The sequence below is a fragment of the Peptoniphilus grossensis ph5 genome (genome assembly GCF_000311825.1).
GTDB lineage: Bacteria > Bacillota > Clostridia > Tissierellales > Peptoniphilaceae > Peptoniphilus_A > Peptoniphilus_A hominis.
In genome coordinates this window covers 465,248-485,090 of sequence record NZ_HE978567.1, presented here as the reverse complement: position 1 = coordinate 485,090, position 19,843 = coordinate 465,248, and the positions used below count along the sequence as shown (strand labels likewise).

The 19,843-nt window shown below is 33.4% G+C and carries 18 protein-coding genes, 1 tRNA gene and 1 other RNA gene; 12 read left to right on the top strand and 8 right to left on the bottom strand.

What is annotated here, in order from left to right; translation table 11 throughout:
- Positions 1 to 51: 51 nt before the first annotated feature.
- The gene (locus tag HGPG_RS06580) at positions 52 to 1,797 is read right to left on the bottom strand and encodes a hypothetical protein (RefSeq protein WP_019125269.1); all 1,746 of its coding nucleotides are present in this window, start codon (positions 1,795 to 1,797) and stop codon (positions 52 to 54) included.
- An 8-nt stretch (positions 1,798 to 1,805) separates the two neighbouring features.
- Complete coding sequence (locus tag HGPG_RS06575; protein WP_019125268.1) at positions 1,806 to 2,657, bottom strand: FUSC family protein; 852 nt, start codon at positions 2,655 to 2,657, stop codon at positions 1,806 to 1,808.
- Between the two features lie 183 nt (positions 2,658 to 2,840).
- On the opposite strand from HGPG_RS06575, the gene hpf reads away from it, so the two are divergent.
- Positions 2,841 to 3,362, top strand: coding sequence for a ribosome hibernation-promoting factor, HPF/YfiA family (gene hpf / locus HGPG_RS06570; protein ID WP_019125267.1), 522 nt, complete (start codon positions 2,841 to 2,843; stop codon positions 3,360 to 3,362).
- A 163-nt stretch (positions 3,363 to 3,525) separates the two neighbouring features.
- Positions 3,526 to 5,142 (top strand): alkaline phosphatase, encoded by a 1,617-nt coding sequence (locus tag HGPG_RS06565; protein ID WP_019125266.1) that lies wholly within the window; start codon positions 3,526 to 3,528, stop codon positions 5,140 to 5,142.
- 90 nt (positions 5,143 to 5,232) lie between these two features.
- Here the strand turns inward: HGPG_RS06565 and HGPG_RS06560 are convergent, their stop codons facing one another.
- From HGPG_RS06560 to HGPG_RS06540, 5 genes are all read right to left on the bottom strand, one after another.
- On the bottom strand, positions 5,233 to 6,924 hold the full coding sequence (locus tag HGPG_RS06560; protein ID WP_019125265.1) for a hypothetical protein: 1,692 nt from the start codon (positions 6,922 to 6,924) through the stop codon (positions 5,233 to 5,235).
- A gap of 8 nt (positions 6,925 to 6,932) precedes the next feature.
- Positions 6,933 to 7,811 carry an AAA family ATPase gene (locus HGPG_RS06555; protein WP_019125264.1) on the bottom strand — a complete coding sequence of 293 codons (879 nt, stop codon included), beginning with the start codon at positions 7,809 to 7,811 and terminating at the stop codon, positions 6,933 to 6,935.
- 16 nt (positions 7,812 to 7,827) lie between these two features.
- Positions 7,828 to 8,148 (bottom strand): CC/Se motif containing family, encoded by a 321-nt coding sequence (locus tag HGPG_RS06550; RefSeq protein ID WP_019125263.1) that lies wholly within the window; start codon positions 8,146 to 8,148, stop codon positions 7,828 to 7,830.
- A 76-nt stretch (positions 8,149 to 8,224) separates the two neighbouring features.
- Entirely contained in the window at positions 8,225 to 9,679 is a 1,455-nt protein-coding gene (locus tag HGPG_RS06545) for a carbon starvation CstA family protein (protein WP_019125262.1), read from the bottom strand.
- Positions 9,680 to 10,038: 359 nt separating this feature from the next.
- A tRNA-Pro gene (locus HGPG_RS06540) sits at positions 10,039 to 10,115 on the bottom strand.
- A gap of 188 nt (positions 10,116 to 10,303) precedes the next feature.
- On the opposite strand from HGPG_RS06540, the gene HGPG_RS06535 reads away from it, so the two are divergent.
- The 4 genes from HGPG_RS06535 (at position 10,304) to HGPG_RS06525 (ending at position 13,052) form a co-directional block, all read left to right on the top strand.
- Positions 10,304 to 10,942: an HAD family hydrolase gene (locus HGPG_RS06535; RefSeq protein WP_019125261.1), complete on the top strand. Its 639-nt coding sequence runs from the start codon at positions 10,304 to 10,306 to the stop codon at positions 10,940 to 10,942.
- Positions 10,939 to 11,568, top strand: coding sequence for a VanZ family protein (locus HGPG_RS06530; protein ID WP_019125260.1), 630 nt, complete (start codon positions 10,939 to 10,941; stop codon positions 11,566 to 11,568). The genes HGPG_RS06535 and HGPG_RS06530 overlap by 4 nt, the downstream gene beginning before the upstream one ends.
- A gap of 49 nt (positions 11,569 to 11,617) precedes the next feature.
- Positions 11,618 to 11,959: a transfer-messenger RNA gene (gene ssrA, locus HGPG_RS10120) on the top strand.
- 169 nt (positions 11,960 to 12,128) lie between these two features.
- On the top strand, positions 12,129 to 13,052 hold the full coding sequence (locus tag HGPG_RS06525) for an Abi family protein (protein ID WP_019125259.1): 924 nt from the start codon (positions 12,129 to 12,131) through the stop codon (positions 13,050 to 13,052).
- Positions 13,053 to 13,185: 133 nt separating this feature from the next.
- Here HGPG_RS06525 and HGPG_RS06520 read toward each other — a convergent pair whose 3' ends face one another.
- On the bottom strand, positions 13,186 to 13,602 hold the full coding sequence (locus tag HGPG_RS06520; protein ID WP_019125258.1) for a hypothetical protein: 417 nt from the start codon (positions 13,600 to 13,602) through the stop codon (positions 13,186 to 13,188).
- Positions 13,603 to 13,649: 47 nt separating this feature from the next.
- Between HGPG_RS06520 and HGPG_RS06515 the strand changes: the two genes are divergently transcribed.
- The 6 genes from HGPG_RS06515 (at position 13,650) to HGPG_RS06490 (ending at position 19,837) form a co-directional block, all read left to right on the top strand.
- Complete coding sequence (locus tag HGPG_RS06515) at positions 13,650 to 14,645, top strand: MBL fold metallo-hydrolase (protein ID WP_019125257.1); 996 nt, start codon at positions 13,650 to 13,652, stop codon at positions 14,643 to 14,645.
- A 71-nt stretch (positions 14,646 to 14,716) separates the two neighbouring features.
- Positions 14,717 to 15,691: a dihydropteroate synthase gene (folP, locus tag HGPG_RS06510; RefSeq protein WP_019125256.1), complete on the top strand. Its 975-nt coding sequence runs from the start codon at positions 14,717 to 14,719 to the stop codon at positions 15,689 to 15,691.
- A gap of 52 nt (positions 15,692 to 15,743) precedes the next feature.
- Positions 15,744 to 16,715 carry a phosphate acetyltransferase gene (pta, locus tag HGPG_RS06505; RefSeq protein ID WP_019125255.1) on the top strand — a complete coding sequence of 324 codons (972 nt, stop codon included), beginning with the start codon at positions 15,744 to 15,746 and terminating at the stop codon, positions 16,713 to 16,715.
- A gap of 107 nt (positions 16,716 to 16,822) precedes the next feature.
- Entirely contained in the window at positions 16,823 to 17,512 is a 690-nt protein-coding gene (locus HGPG_RS06500) for a response regulator transcription factor (protein ID WP_019125254.1), read from the top strand.
- A gap of 145 nt (positions 17,513 to 17,657) precedes the next feature.
- Positions 17,658 to 18,458, top strand: a complete 801-nt coding sequence (locus HGPG_RS06495) for a sensor histidine kinase (RefSeq protein WP_245543894.1) — start codon at positions 17,658 to 17,660, stop codon at positions 18,456 to 18,458.
- 119 nt (positions 18,459 to 18,577) lie between these two features.
- On the top strand, positions 18,578 to 19,837 hold the full coding sequence (locus HGPG_RS06490) for an erythromycin esterase family protein (protein ID WP_019125252.1): 1,260 nt from the start codon (positions 18,578 to 18,580) through the stop codon (positions 19,835 to 19,837).
- Positions 19,838 to 19,843 lie beyond the last annotated feature (6 nt).

The window sequence follows — 19,843 nt, the reverse complement described above, 5'->3', positions numbered from 1 at the left end:
CTTCCATAAAAAAAGAGCCCGTCACAAGCTAGTGGACAAGCTCAAAATTTTTTATTTTTCGTCATTGAAGTTAACCTTTATAATATTGTCGGCATTTATATCTTCTGTTGTGTAGTAATTATAAATGTCTTTGCCAAACTTTGTAAGTTTTATACTTTTATCAGATTCCTTTATCTTTATTACTTCCAAATCTTTTAAAATATTTAAGAGGGCGGCTTCATCTTCTGCAAAGTCCCTATTTTTTATCTCTTCTACATCTTTTAAGTCTTTCAAAAGATCTTTCACAAAGCCAACATATTTTTCGTAGTTTGTGCCAAAAGAGCTTTCCAGAAATTTTTTATTAGTCAAGGATTCAACCCAGAGGGAAAGCTTAGTTATGTCGTCAAGGGCTTGGTATTCATCGGCATAATCTGTGAGAAAAAGTTCTTGTGGAAAATAATCTCTACTTATTAGGGTCAAATATTTTTTGAGCATAAAGTTTAGGTAGAGCTCAATTAGTGGAAGGTGCTTATTTTTTAGGGTCTTAACATCCTTTGTGGGCTTTAGATTTATGGTGGATGAAAATTCTTTTAACATAGAGGGAGAAAGGTCCCCTGACTTTAACAAATTCACATAGTTCATGTCGAGGAAAGTGATAAAGCCATCAAAGTTTTCTATAAAGCTGTTGCCAAAGACTGCTTTCTTGTTTTCATAAAGTATATCTAGGAGGTTGTCGTCAGAGTAAAAGCCGCTTTCGCTGTTTTTCAAAAGCTCCATATAATAAAATATGTTGTTCTTTATCTCTCCTAAATCTTTTAAAATATTTTTTACGCCCCTGCCCATAATTTGAAGCTGTCCATAAAAGACAAGCAAAAAGTCTATGGACTTTATTAAGTCTTCTCTGGACAAAAAGTCTCCAGCTTCGCAAAGGTCTTTAATCATTTCCTTGTAGTATAGGTCGTAATCTTTGAAGGTCTTTTCTTCTTCATAATCACCAAGGCTTAGGCATCGACTTAACTTTGAGAAGAGAGTGAAGAAGAATCCCATTATAAATTCCACATCCTCACCAGGGAAAATTTTTTGAAATAACTGTGTGTCTTGGGCTATAAGAAGGTCCTCTTCATAAAAAGACCTTAGCAAGTGACCAAAATCTTCCAAGCCATCTAAATCTTCTAGATCTTCATTGGGATGGAGAAAATAATTATTTATAGATTCTAAAGTTACGCCAAAGACGGCAATGATATTTAAAAAATCTCCTTTTAAGAAGTCCTTATTCATTTTTATGGGACCGTAATTGTCCTCTATGTGCCTGAATAAACTAATGAGGTTTTCTGAAAAAGAAAAAAAGACTTTCTCATCCATAATTTGAATTACTTGAAGTATGGATTTTTTATTTTCATGGCCAAAAATCCTGTAGAGACCAAATTCATCTTTGCTAATATTGATCTTTGTGTAATTTTCAACTTCTATATATTCATCTAAAAGGACATCGTAAAAGGTAAAATGGTCATCTTCTTCCCTTATCCTAAAAAGGGACACATAGGAATCCCTGAAAATTTTTATAAGAGAATCATAATTTTCTTCAGGAACTTCGAGCTCTTCTAGTATGCTTTTTAAAACTCTCTTTGCATTATCCTCATACTCTTTAAAGTCAAAGAGCATAAAGGCTGCCAGTTCGTCTCTATCTCTTACCATTACATAGGGATTTTCTGTAATGGGAGCAAATTCAATTTCATTTATAAAAGTATCAAAGCCAATGCTTGCTTGGCTCAAGAGTTTTTTTCCTATTTCATAAATTTCTCTTGTAGTTAAATTCATTTTTTCACCTATTCTTCAACTAAATCCTTTAGTTCATCCATGTATCGCAAAATATATTCTATGTGATAGTTGTAGACGCTGTCCACTTCAGTTAAATTGTGAGAAGTTGGCTCATCTAAATCGTAGCGACTTTTCACTTCCTCAGAAACTTTTTCGCTTAAATAATTTGCGTTCATATTATTTATTACTTCTAACCGAACAGATATGCTTTCCAGTAGGGAGACAATTTTTGTTTCTTTATCAAGAGAATGGTCGTGGTGGAAGGGTGTCTTTACTTCATTTTCTAAAAGTTTATAAAGAGTATTTGCATTAGATAAATTTTCGTTAAAATCAGACAAATTTGCCCTCTTGTCGTAAATTATTTCTCTCAAAACCCTATTTGCTGATTGGTAGCATTTTTTTGAAACTGCAATAAAATCTTCCCCGATGTTGGGAGAGGATATATAGTAATTTACAAGGACGCCAACAACAACTCCTATAACTGTACCTAATATTCTATTTACGGCGTAGAGGGCTTTATTTGAATCGGAGCAAAAACTTGCAACGAAAACTATGCAAGAAAGTTGTGCCATGTCACGCATCTTTACTACAGAAAGTATATAGATTGTAATCAAAATGCCAAAACCAGCAATTAGTGGCTCAACTAAATCGGGCACAGATATTTTGGAACTTAGATAGCCAAGTATTACTCCAAAGACGCAGGTAAAAAGTCTCTTCTTCATGTCGCTAAGTGATTCTGACATTGAGGGCTTCATGGAAGAAACTGCGGCGATGGATACAAATATTGGCGAATTTAAATTTAAAAGATAAGAGATGTAAAGCCCAATTACAACAGCAAGGGCTGTCTTAATTGCACGCATCCCAATTCTGTATTTGTAATCAAATTTTTTTTGATAGCCATGTAATCATCCCATCTATTTTTTATATGCAAGATAATTATATCAATAATGGATATAAAAGTACATTTTGATAATTTACGAGAGCCTTGATATTTTTTGTAAAAATTGGGTAAATAATTAACAAAGAAAAGGAGAGTGACATTTATGTTATTGAACTTTGTTGGAAAAAACATTGAACTTACAGAATCATTAAAGAACGTGGCAGAAAAAAAATTCTCCAAATTGGATAAATACTTTTCTGAAGAAGTTGAAGCAAGAGTTGTATTCTCTACTGTAAGAGAAGAACAAACTGTTGAAGTTACAATATTTTTACCTAAGACAATTATTAGAGCAGAAGAAACTACAGACGATATGTACTCTTCAATGGACAACGCTGTGGATGCACTTGCTAGACAAATTAGAAAACACAAGACTAAATTAAAGAGAAGATACCAAAACAACGAAACTATTAGATTCGATGAAATTGTTGAAAAAGAAAAGGAAGAAGCTGAAAACAAAATCGTTAAGAGAAAGAATTTCGAATTAAGTCCAATGAAGGAAGAAGAAGCAATTCTTCAAATGGAACTTTTAAATCACAATTTCTTCGTATTCTTAGATGCAGATACTGAAGCTGTTTCTATTGTCTACAAGAGAAAAGATGGCAATTACGGAAAGATTGAAGTATAAAATAAAAATTTATGGACGCTTAGGCGTCCTTTTTTTATGGAATTTTTTGTGTAGAAAAATTTTGCTGCCAATAAATATTAATAAAAAATATTTTTACATAAGATAAATATTAAATTTACATTCCTCTGTTACATTATAGCTAAAGAAAATCTAGGAGGAATAAATGAAAAGTTTTAAGAAAATTTTGGCAGTGACACTTGCAGTGGCAACTCTTGCACCAAGTTTCGTCTTTGCTGAAAAGAAAGATTATGGCAGTGCAAAAAATGTAATCATGATGATACCTGATGGCATGAGTGTAGAAGCACTTACTACAGCAAGATGGATGACTAAGGACAAAAAATTTGTTATGGATGATATGGCAACAGGTCTTGTTAGAACAAACAATTCAAACACACCTATTGCAGACTCTGCTCCAGCAGCCACAGCTATGGCAGCAGGAATAAAAACAGAATCACCTTTTGTAGGATGTTATCCAACAAAGGCAGGCATGCCAGGTGCTGCTGAACTTGAAAAGGATAGGGCAAAACAACCTATAGCAAATGTCCTTGAAGGTGCAAAGAGAAGTGGAAGATCCACTGGTATTGTTTCAACTTCAAATATTCAACACGCAACACCAGCTGACTTCTCTGCTCACAATCCTGACAGAAACAACTATGAAGACCTTGGCGAACAACAAGTTTACCAAGATATGGATGTGGTTCTAGGAGCAGGCAGCACTTATTTAAGTAAGGAAACCAGAAAAGACAAGGAAGACCTTCTTGCTGAAATTAAAAACAAAGGCTACGATTATGTAACTACTAAAAAGGCAATGGAAGATTCAAAGGGCGACAAAATTTGGGGACTTTTCGAAGACAAATCCTTCCCTTATGAAATTGATAGAGATAAAGTAAACAAGCCTTCTCTTGCAGAAATGACTGACAAGGCACTAAAGGTCCTTTCAAAAAATGACAAGGGATTTTTCTTAATGGTTGAAGGTTCAGAAGTTGATTGGGCAGCTCACTCCAACGATCCAGTTGCACTTATTCACGAAATCAAAGCCTTTGACGATGCAGTAAAAGTTGCAAAAGACTTTGCAGACACACACAAGGACACTGTAATTGTAATTGCAGCAGACCATGGAACTGGCGGAATAACTTTTGGACACAGAAATATATCTCACGGCTACGACAAGAGGCCTCTTAATGAATTTACAGATTTAATTTTATCTGCAAAAATTTCTGTAACTAAGGCAGCAGAAGAAGTTAAAGAAGACAAGTCTAATGTAAAAGAAGTAATGGCAAAGGACTTTGGCATCAAAGATTTGACAGAAGAAGAAATGAACTTAATAAAAAGTGAAAAAGATGTAGTTTCAGCAATGGGAAGAATTATCTCAGCAAGAAGCCACATTGCATGGACAACTGGTGGACACGTTGGTGGAGATATAGGACTTTACTCTTACTCAACATCAGATAAGGCAGAAAGACTTATTGGAACAGTTCACAATTATGAAATTGGAAGATACCTTGAAGATGTACTTGACCTAGACCTTGACAAGTTAACTGAAGAACTTTACCAACCAATTAGAAAGGGCTTCGAAGACAAAGGAGCAGAGGTTAATTTTGTGAAGAAGGGCGAAAATGATTACGAAGCTATTGTAACAAAGGGCGAAGACAAAATTGTATTCCCAGTATCAAAGAATTACGCAATTAAAAATGGCGAAAAAGTTGAACTTGGCGGACTTACAATTTACAGCACAAGAGCCGTATATGTTCCACAAAAAGCTTTTGACCTAGTAAAATAATAAAAATTTTAATAAATCCAAATATTTGATAATCCTAATTATATTTCAAATCCATCAAAAAAACTGCGGCTACCTTGACAGCTGCAGTTTTTATTTTTTCTCGATATTTGCAATTTCTCTTTGAATGAAGCGACCAGCCACATTGGCAATTTCCTTTACGCTTTTGATTTTAATATAATTTCGTCCAAACAAAAATTTTGCATTTTCTATTTTATAGCTATTTAATATTGCCGATGTGTGAATGCCCAGTTTTTTAAGCTTGTCCAATTCCTTTTTTGTGTCCTCTAAAGAGTTTTGGTCAGAATAATTTTTTGAGCCGAAAAAGTTTTTTGAAGCCAGGGGCCTTATGTCACGAGGATGGGCATCAGTTAGGGCAATTAAAAGGTGATTTTCGTTTTTTAAATCCACTAGGTTTTTGTAGGCACGATAAAAAAGTCCGTCGCGGTTCCAACCAGCAGTCCTGTACCTAAAAATTTTCTCAAAGTCGCACTTATCTTCATAGTCCTTTAAGATAGTGATGACTGTGTAGTCCCCTACAGTCTCGTAGGAAATCACACGATTTAATATTTCGTTGTTTTCAAGAGACTTGGACACAATATATGCCTCAATGGCAATGTCGCTTTCTAGGTCCATTAAGGATGCAGAGGCATCTAGGACTAGGTCTACCTTTAAGTAGGAGTTGAGATTTAAAATTTTCTTGGAAAAAATATTTACTCTGTCAGAAATCATGGACTTGTAGGCAAGCTTTGAAATGAGTTTGCCGCTAGATGTCACCACTTCTTCCATGCCGGAGTGATTGGAAAGAGCCAGCCTAATTTTTTTGGATAGACTTTTAATTTCATTGTTGTAAAAATTTCTGTTTTCCTTAAATTTTAAGAGGTGCCTATTTATTGCCTGGTCGTCAAAATTTTCCTCATCAATATTTTTGTGGCTTTGCCCTCTTGTGTAGTGAAGCCTTGACTTTTTGTGGGAGCCATATAAATATTTCTCCTGGATTACTTTCATCTCTTCCTCAGAGTAAATTGATTTGCCAAAGGTCTCCTCAATGTATTTTTCTTTTTCCCTTCGCCTTTTTAGGGCGAGGGAATAGAAAAAGCCTGTAAGACCAGAAGCCTTTTTCTCTTGAAAATCACCGAAAATAGTTGGACTATTGGACCTTTCCAGTTTGACAAAGCTAAGGCTGTCAAAGAGGGTAAAATTTTTTAGGGGAGAAAATTTTAAGACTTCATTTTCCTTGTAACTTAAATTTTCACGAAAAATATTTAAGATTCTCTCTTCCAAATTTTTCTCGTTAGTGTCACCTTGAAGCCTTAAATTTTCAAAAATATTTTCTCTCTTGTCGCTTAAATTATAGGGCCTTTCCAAAATATTATTGACTTTTTTAAGCTGCATCTCGAAAAATAAATTTTCTTTTAGAGCCAAATTTTTTCTCTGCAAATCATATTTATCTTCCAAAAATTTTTCTGCGTAAAGCTTGCGAAGAGGTGTCAAGACTTGTCGGGACCCTACTTCTTTTTCGTAGACCAAATCTTCTAGGAGAAAAATGGCAAATAAATCAAACTTATCTCTGTAGAGATTGTACTGCCAATTATTAAAAATTTTTTCTAAATTTTCGCTGCCAAAATATTTTGCAGAAAGGCCAATTATTAAATTTAGATAAAAGTCGGGATTGCCAGAGATGTCTTCGCCAGTGATAAAAGGCTCCTTATCATAGTCCATGGACCCGTCCCAAATTATATTTTTTATTCGATTTTCTTCTTTTCTTGAATTTTTATTTGTCATAGTAAAAATCACTCTTGGAAAATATCTTTAAAATATAAATTTTCTTTAAATCTCGTCTTTATTAAGTCCTTTAAAATTTCTTCTTCATAGGAATCAAAAAGCTTATTTGCAATAGTGAGATCAAGAGCAGAAGTTAGACTTAAGTCCTCTCTCACAAGGTCAATGGCATCAAAGATCCCCCTAAGATCTGGTGCAGTTCTGGAAATTTCTCCTGACTCTGCCTTTAGTTTTAAATCGTAAAAGAAAAAGGCAATGTTTCCCACATATTCATCTTTCATCTTTGGATATTCTTTTTTAATAAGCTCAACAAGTCTCTCGCGAGAAATAAGGGGCATCTTTATAATTACAAAACGAGAGAGGAGGGCTTCGTTTAACTCTCTTGTGCCCTCGTAGCCATAATTCATAGTGGCAATAAATCTCGTTGCAGGATGAAGCTTGATGATGTCGTAGCCTGGTATGTCAATGATTCTTCTGTAGTCAAGGATGGAGTGGAGGACTGCCATGGCTTCGTTTTTTGCCATATTGATTTCGTCTAGGACAACAAAGCCTCCACAGCTTGCCGCCTTTGTTATAGGTCCTTCACGAAAGAGGACATTTCCATTTTTTAGGGTGTCGTCGCCAATTAAAACGGAAGAGTCAATATTTATGTGAAAGGACAAATTCCAAAGAGGCCTTTTAAAAATGTAGGCGAGATTTTCTGCCAAGACATTTTTGCCTGTGGACTTGTCGCCAACTAAGAGAATATTTTTGCCTGCCAAGACTGCAGAGATTGCCTCCCTTAAAATTTCATCGCCAGAATAAAAGAAGTGAGGATCTGGTATTCTATTTTTATATTTTTCATCTAAGTCATAATTTTTTATAAATTCGTCAATTTTATTATTTTTCATCTAATCACTCATCGATTCACTGGTCAATTGAATTTATTTCGTTCTCAACATATAATTTTTTAAAACTTCCAAGACCCACTGCAGATATTATTATATCCATGTCTTCTCGACCTTCCAGGTAAAGATCAATAGTGGGATTATAAAAAACAGCTATGCCTGAGACATCAACTTTTTTATACCTACTTATGTCTTCATCGTCCCTTATGCTTATGTCAAAGTCAAAGGTGCCCACGCCGCAGCAACAAGCCTTAGCATCAAGGTCGGGATTGATAAAAATTTTATCCTTATTTTTATTTTTAAGATAAGTTAGAGCCTTATCACTTAGTATAAAATTCATAAAACCTCCTAACAAAAAAGGTGGCATTTCCAGCCACCTCTTACTTTAAAATATTTAATCTAAAATTTTAAAATATTTAATCTAAAACTATAGATTCAATTCTAGTTTTGTTCTTTTTGCCAAGTTTGATTACGAAGTAAGCATATAGTACTGCAATAACGCCTGCTGCAGGGTATGCAATTGAGAATGGCAATCCAAGTCCAAGACCCTTAATGTTAATAATAAATGAGAATACTATAAATACATAGAAGATTCCTGGAAGTAGAGTAATAATATAATTCTTACCTGTATCAATTAAATAAATAGTGGCAACAGCTAAAGCGAAAGTTGCTACGAATTGGTTTGTGAAACCAAAGTATCTCCAAAGTAGGTTAAATCCATTAGGATTTGTCTTTGCAAAGTATAGGATTGCAAAAGCTGGGATAAATAATACTGCAGAAAGTCCAGCTCTCTTTGAAGGAGCCTTTTGGTCAATATTTAATTCTTCAGCAATTATTAGTCTTAGAGATCTAAAAGCAGTATCACCAGAAGTGATAGGAAGTGCAATAACACCAAGAACTGCAAGAAGTCCACCAACATTACCCATGAAGTACTTAGAAACTTGACCAACCATAATTGTTCCCGGAGTGTCAAGTGCAGCTTGTCCAGAAGAGAATAGAACCATTGCGCCTGCTGCCCAAACCATGGCGATGAAACCTTCAGCGATCATAGTTGAGTAGAAAGTTGTTCTAGCTTCTGATTCAGATTTAACAGTTCTAGAAATAAGTGTTACTTGAGAACCGTGGAAACCTGATAAGATACCACAAGCAACTGTGATAAAGAATGATGGGATAAACCTTTGTCCAAGTGGGTGTTCTGCAAGAAGACCAGCATTTTCAAATGCTAAGTGTCCTGAACCCTTAATAAAGATTCCAATAAATACTCCAATAGCAGATACAATTAGGAAACCACCAAAGATTGGATAAACTCTACCGATTAATTTATCGATAGGAAGTACAGTTGAAGCAATGTAGTAAGCAAAAATTACTGCATAGATAATCCAAATAACATTTGAATCAGCTCCAACCTTAAGAATATCATTTGCGATTAAGTCCCCAGGAGTGTAGACAAAAACTACACCAGTAAGTAGAAGTAAGATTGCAATAACAATATTGTAGAATTTACGAACTCCATCGCCAATGTACTTTCCAACGAGCTTAGGAACTTGTGATCCACCATTTCTCATTGAAATAAATCCAGTCATGTAATCATGAACTGAACCTGCAAATACGCATCCAAGTGGAATTGCTAAAAAAGCAATAGGTCCAAAAAGAATACCTTGGATAGGTCCAATGATTGGTCCCATACCTGCAATGTTTAGTAGATTGATGAGCCAGTTTTTCTTTTGACTCATTACTACATAGTCAACTCCGTCAGCTTTTCTAACAGCTGGAGTTTCTCTGTCGTCTGGTGCCAATTGACTTTCTACATATTTTGAGTAGAAAAATCCGCCACCAAGCAATATTATAAGTCCAATAATAAATAGTAACATATAAATCCTCCTTTACTTTTATTATTCTTAGTTCAATTATAGAACAATGAACTTATAAATACAAGGAAATAACATTGAAGAATTTCAACGCATCAATCGTTTGCAGAACATTGAGTAAAAATGTTTTTACAAAGTTTTAATTTAAAATCTTTATTTAAAAATTATTAATATTATTTGGAAAATTTTATGGGAGCTTTTATGAAAAAACTTATAGAAAAGTAAAATTTTATTAAAAATATTATTGGAACTTAAAACATTTAATAAGTTGAAAAATTAGAAAAATCTTAAGAGGATTAATGGACTTAGGTCCATAAAGATATTTTTAGACAAAAAAATAAGGCCTAAGCCTTAAAATAAAATGGTCGGGGTGAGAGGATTCGAACCCCCGGCCCCATGGTCCCAAACCACGTGCGCTACCAAACTGCGCTACACCCCGACAATGAAAATTTTACAAGAATTTTATATTCTTTATATTTAATTTTCGAACAGATATTATTATAACATGAAAAAAAATTTTGTCAAAGACTTTTTAAAAAAATTTTTAAAAGCACTTAGAAGACTATTATAGTTGATTTATAAAAAGATTACAACTAAAATATAAGTATTATTAAAGAAGGAGGTAACATGAAAGCTATTATATTTGATTTAGACGGAACCCTGGTGGACTCCATGGGATATTGGAGAAGAGTTTCTCGCGACTTTATGAAGACAAAGGGAATAGATATAGAAGACAGTGTGCAACACAAGATGACCACCATGAGCCTTAACACTTCCCTAAGGTATTTAAAGGACTATTACAAGTTAAGCGAAAGCTTTGAAGAACTTTATAATGGTTTTAGCGACACAGTTATAGATTTTTATTCCAACAAAGTTAAGTTAAAGGACAATGCCCTTGAAATTTTAAAATATTTTAAGGACAGGGATAAAAAGATTGTCATAGGAACATCAACTGCAGAACACTTTGCGGACATAGTCATAAAAAAATACGGCATAGACAAATACATTGAAGGACTTTACACAGCAGATTCAGTTGGCCACATAAAGGGCGAAGAAAAATTTTTCACTACAATAACTTCTGAAATAAAGGAAGATCCAAGGGATGTATATTTAATTGACGACTCCTATCTTGCCCTTAGGACTGCCAAAAGTGCAGGCCTTGAAACAGTGGGCATCTATGATGAAAATTCCAAGGACAAGTGGCACTTAGTTGTAGAAGAAAATAAATATTCCATAACAAATTTAATAGAACTAAAAAATATATGAGATTATTTTTATTTTTTGTGGCAAGGACAATACCTGCCTTCATAATTACCTTTGTAGTCTTTTCCATGGTGAGAGTAAAATTTTTCTCCCACAGAAAAATAAATTCCAACGGATTTAGGGAATTTCTCTTGAGTCTTTTTGCAGGCTACCTTGCCTTTCTAGTAATAATGTTATTTACACCAAACTCCTATATTGCCAACTCAGGAATAAATTTAACGAACGAAAACTTTGACTTCGTTGGAAATTTTAAAGACAGGATAACATCAGGAGCCTGGGGCGTAAACCTAGTTCCATTTAGAACTATAAAAAATTACATAAAATATTCAGGTTTCCTTCACACAATGACAAATGTAATGGGCAATGTAATAATATTTGTGCCCTTTGGAATTTTTGTGGCAGAAATCTTTCCCAAGGCGAGAAGCCTTTCAAAGATCCTTGTCATAACTTTTTTTTCTTCCTTTTTTGTTGAGTTCATACAATTTTTTATAGGAAGGTCTGTTGACATTGACGACTTGATGTTAAATGTCCTTGGGTCAGTGATTGGATATTTTATTTGGAAGAAAAATTTAAGATTTAAATTTGCCAAGAAAAAGAGAAAAAAATTGAAGAAGACTGAGATGGGCTAAAATTGACAAAAAGGCGGAATTTTAGTATAATTTTAGTCTAACTTCATATGGGGGCGAAAATGGTTTCGACGGGGATTTTGAGCTTTAAGTAGCGAGTCGTTGATGGATCACACAACGCTAAAATGGTCTATAAAAAATAAACGACGAAAATAATTTCGCACTAGCTGCCTAATTAGGTAGCAATCCGGCCAGACGCCGCGAACTGCAACCGGGTTTCAAATTAGCGGGCAAACGAACTCTGTAATGCGCCATAGCAGAGGGGGTTAATGGCGATACTCTGTATGAGTTTGACACTCTAGTAATACAGGGGAAATTTAAGAGGAGTCTGCACTCGGAGAATCTTTCTGTAAGAAGTCTTCGGACGCGGGTTCGACTCCCGCCGCCTCCACCAAAATTTTAATTTAAAGTCATTCATGCTTATGGATGGCTTTTTATTTTTGCTTTAATAAAATTTTAAAATATTAAAAAAAGACTTGTTGAAGATATTTTAGTGAGTTTGCTAATAATTCTTTGTGTTATAATTTTTGTAATAAGAAATTTATTTTAAGAGGGTGATTTTATTGCTCAACTCTATAGAGCTTGTTAATAAACTTAATGATAAGGGTGTTGAATTTTGCGAAGTTAGTAAGGAACAAGCTATTCATTATTTAGAAGAGCATAATTACTATGTAAAAGTTTCATCTTATAGACATAATTTTAAAAAAGATGAAAAGGGAAAGTATAAAGATTTAGATTTTTTTCATTTAAAGGATTTATCTACAATTGATATGCATCTTAAATTTTTAATTTTAAAAACGATTTTAAATTTAGAGCACTCTTTAAAAGTAAATTTACTCAAATCAATAGAAAACAATGGTTTAGACGATGTAAATCTTACCTTGGAATTTTTGGATAGTTTAGGAAATAACAAGGGGGATACAGGATATAATATTAAGAAAGAATTATATAGAAGAAGAGGGAAAGGCTATGTTGGTAATCTGTTAGATAAGTTTACACATCCCAATTATCCAATATGGACCTTTGTTGAAGTCATATCCTTTGGTACTTTAGTAAAATTTATAAAGTTTTATGTAGAGAATTATGAAGATAATTTTGCAGATTGTGATATTTTATTTCGTGTTAGAGACATAAGAAATGCATCTGCACATAGTAATTGCCTTATTCACAATCTCCCAGACAAGAGAGGATATTATCTCGATGATATATATAAATTTTTAAAGACCAATTTAGATGAATACAATGGAGTTTTTATAAAAAGAAAGTTGAGAAATTTATTTATACATGATTTTATTTGTTTGCTTTATGCTTTTAACTTATATGTTAAAAGTGATGAAATAAAAACACATAGATTTAAAGAGATAAAAGAATTTTTTGACATTAGAGTTATAAGAAATAAAGATAAGTACGAAAAAAATAAAATTTTAATAGATGATTATAAATTTGTTAAGAAAGTAATTGACTTATTTTGTGACAATGCTATATAATATAACCACAAAGGGAAAAACTAAATAGTTTTTTTTAACCGAGAACTTTGAGTTCTCGGTTTTTTTATGTTTTATAAATTCTTAGCCAGTCCAATTATTAATTTGTTTATTAAATTATATTTTAATTGACTTTTTAGCTTGATTGTAAAAGTTTTTCATACATCTCTATTAATTCTTCTGGTATGACGAAGTTAAAATAGGTGCCGGATTTTGATAGGAAGAGATACATCAGTCCCAGGGATGTGAATTTTTTCATGTTTACATAGACATTTTCGTCGGAATAATCTACGGCGCCATTATAAAAATCGTAAAAGGACTTGTGCTCTTTTTCGTCAAAGTTCATGAGAGTGTTTTTAAATTCACTGGTAATTATTTTATGTATTTCTTCTACTTCTTCTGACAAACTTAGTCCCTCAAGGTCTAAATCATAGGAAGATGCAATGAGTTGTCTCTGGTCGCCGTCTAAACTCTCTATAATAGGGTATAATTTATCAATAGGCAGTTTGTTAATGGTTTCAACTTTAAAAAGTTTTAATAAAAAATCGCTCATAATTCACCTCGTATTTATTATACATGAAATGAGCTGTGGGAGGAAATATGTCTAGTATTAAAAAACTTTCTGATGGCGTTTATTGTAAAATTATTCCCCTAAAGGGAAATCCCCTAAAGAGCATAAACATTTATATGGTAAAGTCCAGGGGCGAGGCTCTTATTATCGACACAGGCTTTAACACTGAAGAAATCAGGAGTGAAATGTTATCTTTTATAAGAGATATGGAAATTGATTTAAAGAGGACAAAGTTATTTTTGACTCATCTTCACTCTGACCACACAGGTCTTGCAACTTGGTTTCATGAAGAGCTTGGCGTGGAAATTTATATGGGAGACATTGACTACCGCATGATGTCTTCTATGGCTGATGCAAATTCTAAGAGGTGGAAAGATGTTATGGCGACTACCCACCTTCAAGGGCTGGATGAGGACAATTTAAAAATTGAGGAGCATGCAGGCTTTCGCTATAGACCTAAGGCAGAGTTTCCCTACACTTCCTTTAATCCTGACTACACCCTAAAGCTTGGCGACTTTACTTTTAAGGGTATGGATTTTTCTGGTCACACTCCTGGCATGGTCGGTCTCTATGAAGAGGACCGAAAAATTTTATTTTGCGGCGACCACCTTTTGGGAGACATCACTCCAAATATTACTTTTTGGAATTTTACTGTGGGCGACAGCCTTGGCAGATATCTTAAAAACATTGAGAAATTAAGAAATCTTCCCATTGACCACCTTTATTCATCTCACAGGGCACTTATTGAAGATGTGCCAAAGAGGATTGACGAGCTAAAGGCTCATCACGAAAAGAGAATTAGCGAGGCGTTAAAGACTTTAGAGGCTAGGGGCAGGTGCACAGTTCGTGACATTGCCATGAATATGTCTTGGGACATGAGGGCAAGGGATTTTTCTGAATTTCCAAACACGCAAAAGTTTTTCGCAGCAGGAGAAGCTCACGCTCACCTTGAAGGCCTAAGGGCTCTAGGCAAGGCTGATTTTGAAAAAGACCAAGATGGAGTTTTGCACTACTACGCGATTTAAAATTTATTTGATTTTAAAAGGCCTTAGACATAGAATTAACTTGACGAGAAAAATAAAAAATGGAGTGAAAAATGAATAATTTAATTTGTAAGTATAAAGACAAAGTTTTAGAAAGTGGCAAGGAAACAATTTTATGTGGCATAGTAAATGTTACGCCTGATTCTTTTTCTGATGGCGGCAAATGGTATGGTAAGGACAAGGCCATCAAAAGGGCAATGGATCTTATTGATGCCGGCGCAAAAATGATTGACCTCGGCGGTGAATCCACAAGACCTGGTTCCCATTATGTTGAAATTGAAGAAGAAATTAGTAGGGTTGTGCCAGTTATAAAAGAATTAAAGACTATGACTGATATCCCTCTATCCATCGACACATGGAAGGCTGATGTTGCAGAAGCAGCAATAGAAGCAGGCGTTGACTTTGTAAATGACATCACAGGTTTTTTAGGGGATCCAAAAATGGCAGAAGTAGTAGGGAAAAGTGATGTTGGCGCAATTTTAATGTTTAATCCAAAAATTGCAAGACCAAATCACAAATCATCTGCCAACTTCCCATCTTTTGGTGGCGAAGGAGCCTTTACTGATGATGAGTTAAAATCCTTTGAAGATATGGATATTATTGAAGTCATGAAAAAATACCTAGAAAAATCCCTTGAAAGGGCAGAAAAAAATGGCATAAAAAGAGATAGAATTATGCTTGACCCAGGTATTGGCTTTGCCTTAACAAAAAAGGAAAATTTAAAACTAATAGATAAAATTGACGCTATAAGAGAAATGGGCTGCTTCACATTTTTAGGAGTATCAAGAAAGAGATTTATTACAAATATTTTGACAGAAAATAATATTGACGCTGACGGAAATAATGAAGAAGGCTTTGAAAATAGAGATGAAGCATCAGCAGCTCTTACAACTCTAGCAGCCTACAAGGGTGTAGAAGTTTTAAGAGTCCACACAATGAAGCATCACAGACTTGCAAAGCTCGTTGCAGACTCTGTAAGGCTAAATGAAGTTATAGAAGATGTGAATTTCAAACCTTATTCACTTTAAATTATTTTTTATAAGATATATAATATAAGCATAAATAAAAAAGGGGGACATTATGTCATTAATTGAAAATTTGAGAAGTAAAGTAAGAGCATCAAAACCAGAAATAGTATTTCCTGAAGGCGATGATGCAAGAATTTTAAGAGCAGCAATTAGACTTAATGAAGATGGAGATATTAAACCAATAGTTCTTGGAGACAAAAAAGAACTTGAAGCTTTAGCAGAAAAAGAAGGCGTAAAATTAGGAGACCTTGAAATCCTAGACCCAGCTAACTATGAAGCTAAAGATGAAATGGTTAAGGCTTTTGTTGAAAGAAGAAAAGGAAAAGTAAACGAAGAACAAGCAGCAGAAATCTTAAAAGACCACAACTATTTTGGCACAATGCTTATTTACATGGGAAAAGCTAAGGGACTTGTATCAGGTGCAGCACACACAACTGCAGATACAGTTAGACCAGCCCTTCAAATCATAAAGACAAAAGAAGGATACAAGAGATGCTCTGGAGCATTTATTATGCTTAGAGGCGAAGAAATGTATTTAATGGCAGACTGTGCTATTAACATCGACCTTGATGCAGAAGGACTTGCAGAAGTAGCAGTAGTATCAAATGAAACAGCAAGACAATTTGGCATGGATCCAAAGATTGCAATGCTTTCTTTTTCAACTAAGGGTTCAGCATCTCACGAAAGAGTAACGATGGTTGCAGAAGCAACAAAAATGGCTAAGGAAAAAAATCCTGATATGGCAATTGACGGCGAATTACAATTTGACGCAGCTTTTGTAGAATCTGTTGCAAAGAAAAAAGCACCAGGATCAGAAGTTGCAGGACACGCAAATGTATTTGTATTCCCTAACATCGAAGCAGGAAACATTGGCTACAAGATCGCTCAAAGATTTGGCGGCTTTGAAGCAATTGGACCTATCCTTCAAGGACTTAATGCCCCAGTAAACGACTTATCTCGTGGTTGCTCAGAAGACGAAGTATATTCACTAGCAATCATAACAGCAGCACAAGCAGTTCTATAAATTAAATTTTGACTTAAAGACTTCCTTAGGGGAGTCTTTATTTTTTTGCCCTTAATATATATAATGATGTCAAGTAAATTTTGGTGAAAAGAGTAGGTTGTAAAGATATGGAAAACAAAAAGTGGAAGATTTTTTTAGTTGAAGATGACAAGGTAATTGCAGAAGAAATTGAAAGGCACCTCAATTTTTGGAATTATGAAATAAAAATAGCAGAGGACTTTCAAAACATTTTTGATGACTTTAAAAATTTTCATCCTGATTTAGTTTTGATGGATGTAAGTCTTCCCTTTTACAATGGCTATCATTGGTGCAAAATTATTAGAAAAAATTCTAAAGTTCCAATTTTATTTATTTCAGCCGCCGATGAAAACTTAAATTTGATAATGGCAATGGACCTTGGAGCGGACGATTATTTGACTAAGCCCTTTGAACTAGAGCTATTACAAATAAAAATAAGAGCCCTGCTTAGAAGAGCTTACGAATATATTGAGACAAGAAATATTTTTTATAAAGACATAAGGCTTGACTGCGACAAGATGATTATATCAAGAGAAAACAAAGAGATAGAACTGACAAAAAATGAATTTAAAATTTTAGAAATTCTCTTGGAAAAGCCAGGTAAAGTTGTTAATAGAGATGAAATTATTGATAAAATTTGGCAAACGGACTCTTATATTGACGATAACACCTTAACAGTAAATGTAATGCGTCTTAGAAAAAAGTTAGAAGATATAAATATTTTTGAACTCATAAAAACTAAGAAAGGAGTAGGCTATTATGTCTCACCTGCCAATTAAAAGTTTTTTAAAGAGAGAAAAATTCACAATAATTTTTGGGATTTTTATATTTTTTTATATTCTAGGAATTTATTTAATTTTTGAATTTGAAAGAGACAAATCTATTTACATATCTTTTTTATATCTATTTTTATTTTTTATATACATGATTTTTCTTTATTTTACAAGGGACAGAGATTACAGAGAAGAAATTGCTCTTTTAAATCAAAAAAATTACGAAAAAATTCTAGAAATAAAGGGTTCTCCATTATCAAGAGCTCTTTATAAAAGCGTAGAAGAAAATAAAAAATTTAGAAATAGTGAAGAAAAAAGAAGAGCTGATGTAAAAAATTATTTGACCATTTGGACTCATCAAATAAAATCCCCAATATTTGCACTAAGGCTTCTACTCAAAAAAGATGAAATAAATAAAATAGAATGCGAGGAAGAAATTTTTGAAATCGAAGAATATGTGGGAAATATTTTAGGCTATGCAAGGCTGAATGCAGATAGCACGGATTATGTCTTTGGCAAATATAAATTAGACGAAATTATAAGGGGCGTAATAAGAAAATATTCAATTCAGTTTATTGGAAAAAATAATAGCCTAGACTTTTGTGAAACTAAGAAAATAATTTTAACTGATGCCAAGTGGTTTTCTTTTTTATTGGAGCAAATTATTTCTAATGCAATAAAGTACACGCAAAATGGAAGAGTAGCAATTTATTTAAAGAAAGATGAACTTGTAATTGAGGACAATGGAATTGGAATAATGCCAGAAGATTTACCGCGAATTTTTGATGCAGGATACACTGGTTACAATGGAAGGTTAGAGAAAAAGTCAACGGGATTGGGACTTAACCTTTCAAAAAATATTGGTAAATCTTTAAGAGTGACACTTAGATGTGAATCAGAGCCAAAGATTGGCACAAAGATGTATATTAATTTAAAAAATATTTTGGATTAGGGTGCTGGGCACTCTTTTTTTATATCTTACAAAAATGTCACATTAAAGCTTAATTTGTTATGTAAATAAAAGGATTTATTTTATTGAACAATTTATAATGTAGTTAAGAAGGTGAGAAAATGATAAAGAAAATATTTAAAGGACTTTTAATTTTTATATTAACTATTATTTTTCTTGTAGGGCTTGGAGATTTTTTATGGATTAAAATACCTGAGTTAAGTGCAAGAAAAAATATTTCAGATATAGAGGACTATGGCAAAGACCTAAGCCAAATAAAATTAGATGACCACATAAAAGTTGTTGGACTAGGGGAAGCCACTCACGGAAATTCTGATTTTCAAGATTTAAAATTAGAGGTTCTTAAAACTTTAGTTGAAAAAAATAATTTAAAAAGTTTTTGCCTTGAAGCAGATTTTGGCGAAGGCATGATTATAAATAATTACATTCATGGAAACAAAAGAACTGAAAATATTTCTAGTGTTTTTTCTTTTAATATTTATCACACAAAGAATATGAATGACCTCATAAATTATATGTTTGACTACAACCAAAGGGCAAAGGATGAGGACAAGCTTTCCTTTTACGGCTTTGATATGCAAAATCCCGAAAAATCTATGGAGTTAATTTTAGATTTTTGCGAAGAAAATAATATTCTACAAGATAAAGACTTGCAAAGGGAATTTTCCTTTATTAAAGATGAAAAATTTAAGATTTCAGAGATAAAAGATAGAGAAGATTTGTTATTAGAAATAAAAGCTCATGTCGACAGCCTATCTTCTAACTCTGCAAGGCTTGTTTCAAGAGCGCTTACAAATGTCTTGGATAGTGTAAAATACTATGAAATGGATTTTAGTGATTACGCAAAAGTAAACAATGTGAGAGATAAATTTATGGCTGAAAATGTTAAGTGGATAAGTGATTTTGAAAGGTCAAAGGGAAATGATCTGCTTTTAATTTCTGGTCACAATGGTCATCTTGCCAAAAGTGGAAAGTTTTATGAGCCTATGGGTTCTCACTTAAAGAAAATTTTTGGAGAAAAATATTTTATTATTGGAACTGACTTTTATAAGGGAATTGTAAATATTAATGAGATTGGTCCAGATAATAAGAGGGCAAACCATGTCTTTGTATCTGCAGATCCTTTAGCTTACAGTGCGAGAAAATTTAAGGGAAAATATTATTTAGATTTTACAAAAGTTAAAGAAGGGGAAACATTTGAATTTATAAATAAAGAGATTAATATGGGAAGTTTGGGCGAAGGATATTCTCCACTTATGAAATTTATTCCAACAAGTTATAGAGTAAAGGAAGTCCCAAAAGATTTATATGATGCAATGATTTTTGTTTATTATGCAAAGCCAATTGCTGTTAATGATTAAGCGTAT

Excerpts from the sequence above, each read along its gene's own strand:
- HGPG_RS06580 (WP_019125269.1), bottom strand. The coding sequence starts at position 1,797 with ATGAATTTAACTACAAGAGAAATTTATGAAATAGGAAAAAAACTCTTG.
- HGPG_RS06575 (WP_019125268.1), bottom strand. The coding sequence starts at position 2,657 with ATGCGTGCAATTAAGACAGCCCTTGCTGTTGTAATTGGGCTTTACATC.
- hpf (WP_019125267.1), top strand. The coding sequence starts at position 2,841 with ATGTTATTGAACTTTGTTGGAAAAAACATTGAACTTACAGAATCATTA.
- HGPG_RS06565 (WP_019125266.1), top strand. The coding sequence starts at position 3,526 with ATGAAAAGTTTTAAGAAAATTTTGGCAGTGACACTTGCAGTGGCAACT.
- HGPG_RS06560 (WP_019125265.1), bottom strand. The coding sequence starts at position 6,924 with ATGACAAATAAAAATTCAAGAAAAGAAGAAAATCGAATAAAAAATATA.
- HGPG_RS06555 (WP_019125264.1), bottom strand. The coding sequence starts at position 7,811 with ATGAAAAATAATAAAATTGACGAATTTATAAAAAATTATGACTTAGAT.
- HGPG_RS06550 (WP_019125263.1), bottom strand. The coding sequence starts at position 8,148 with ATGAATTTTATACTAAGTGATAAGGCTCTAACTTATCTTAAAAATAAA.
- HGPG_RS06545 (WP_019125262.1), bottom strand. The coding sequence starts at position 9,679 with ATGTTACTATTTATTATTGGACTTATAATATTGCTTGGTGGCGGATTT.
- HGPG_RS06535 (WP_019125261.1), top strand. The coding sequence starts at position 10,304 with ATGAAAGCTATTATATTTGATTTAGACGGAACCCTGGTGGACTCCATG.
- HGPG_RS06530 (WP_019125260.1), top strand. The coding sequence starts at position 10,939 with ATGAGATTATTTTTATTTTTTGTGGCAAGGACAATACCTGCCTTCATA.
- HGPG_RS06520 (WP_019125258.1), bottom strand. The coding sequence starts at position 13,602 with ATGAGCGATTTTTTATTAAAACTTTTTAAAGTTGAAACCATTAACAAA.
- HGPG_RS06515 (WP_019125257.1), top strand. The coding sequence starts at position 13,650 with ATGTCTAGTATTAAAAAACTTTCTGATGGCGTTTATTGTAAAATTATT.
- folP (WP_019125256.1), top strand. The coding sequence starts at position 14,717 with ATGAATAATTTAATTTGTAAGTATAAAGACAAAGTTTTAGAAAGTGGC.
- pta (WP_019125255.1), top strand. The coding sequence starts at position 15,744 with ATGTCATTAATTGAAAATTTGAGAAGTAAAGTAAGAGCATCAAAACCA.
- HGPG_RS06500 (WP_019125254.1), top strand. The coding sequence starts at position 16,823 with ATGGAAAACAAAAAGTGGAAGATTTTTTTAGTTGAAGATGACAAGGTA.
- HGPG_RS06495 (WP_245543894.1), top strand. The coding sequence starts at position 17,658 with ATGATTTTTCTTTATTTTACAAGGGACAGAGATTACAGAGAAGAAATT.
- HGPG_RS06490 (WP_019125252.1), top strand. The coding sequence starts at position 18,578 with ATGATAAAGAAAATATTTAAAGGACTTTTAATTTTTATATTAACTATT.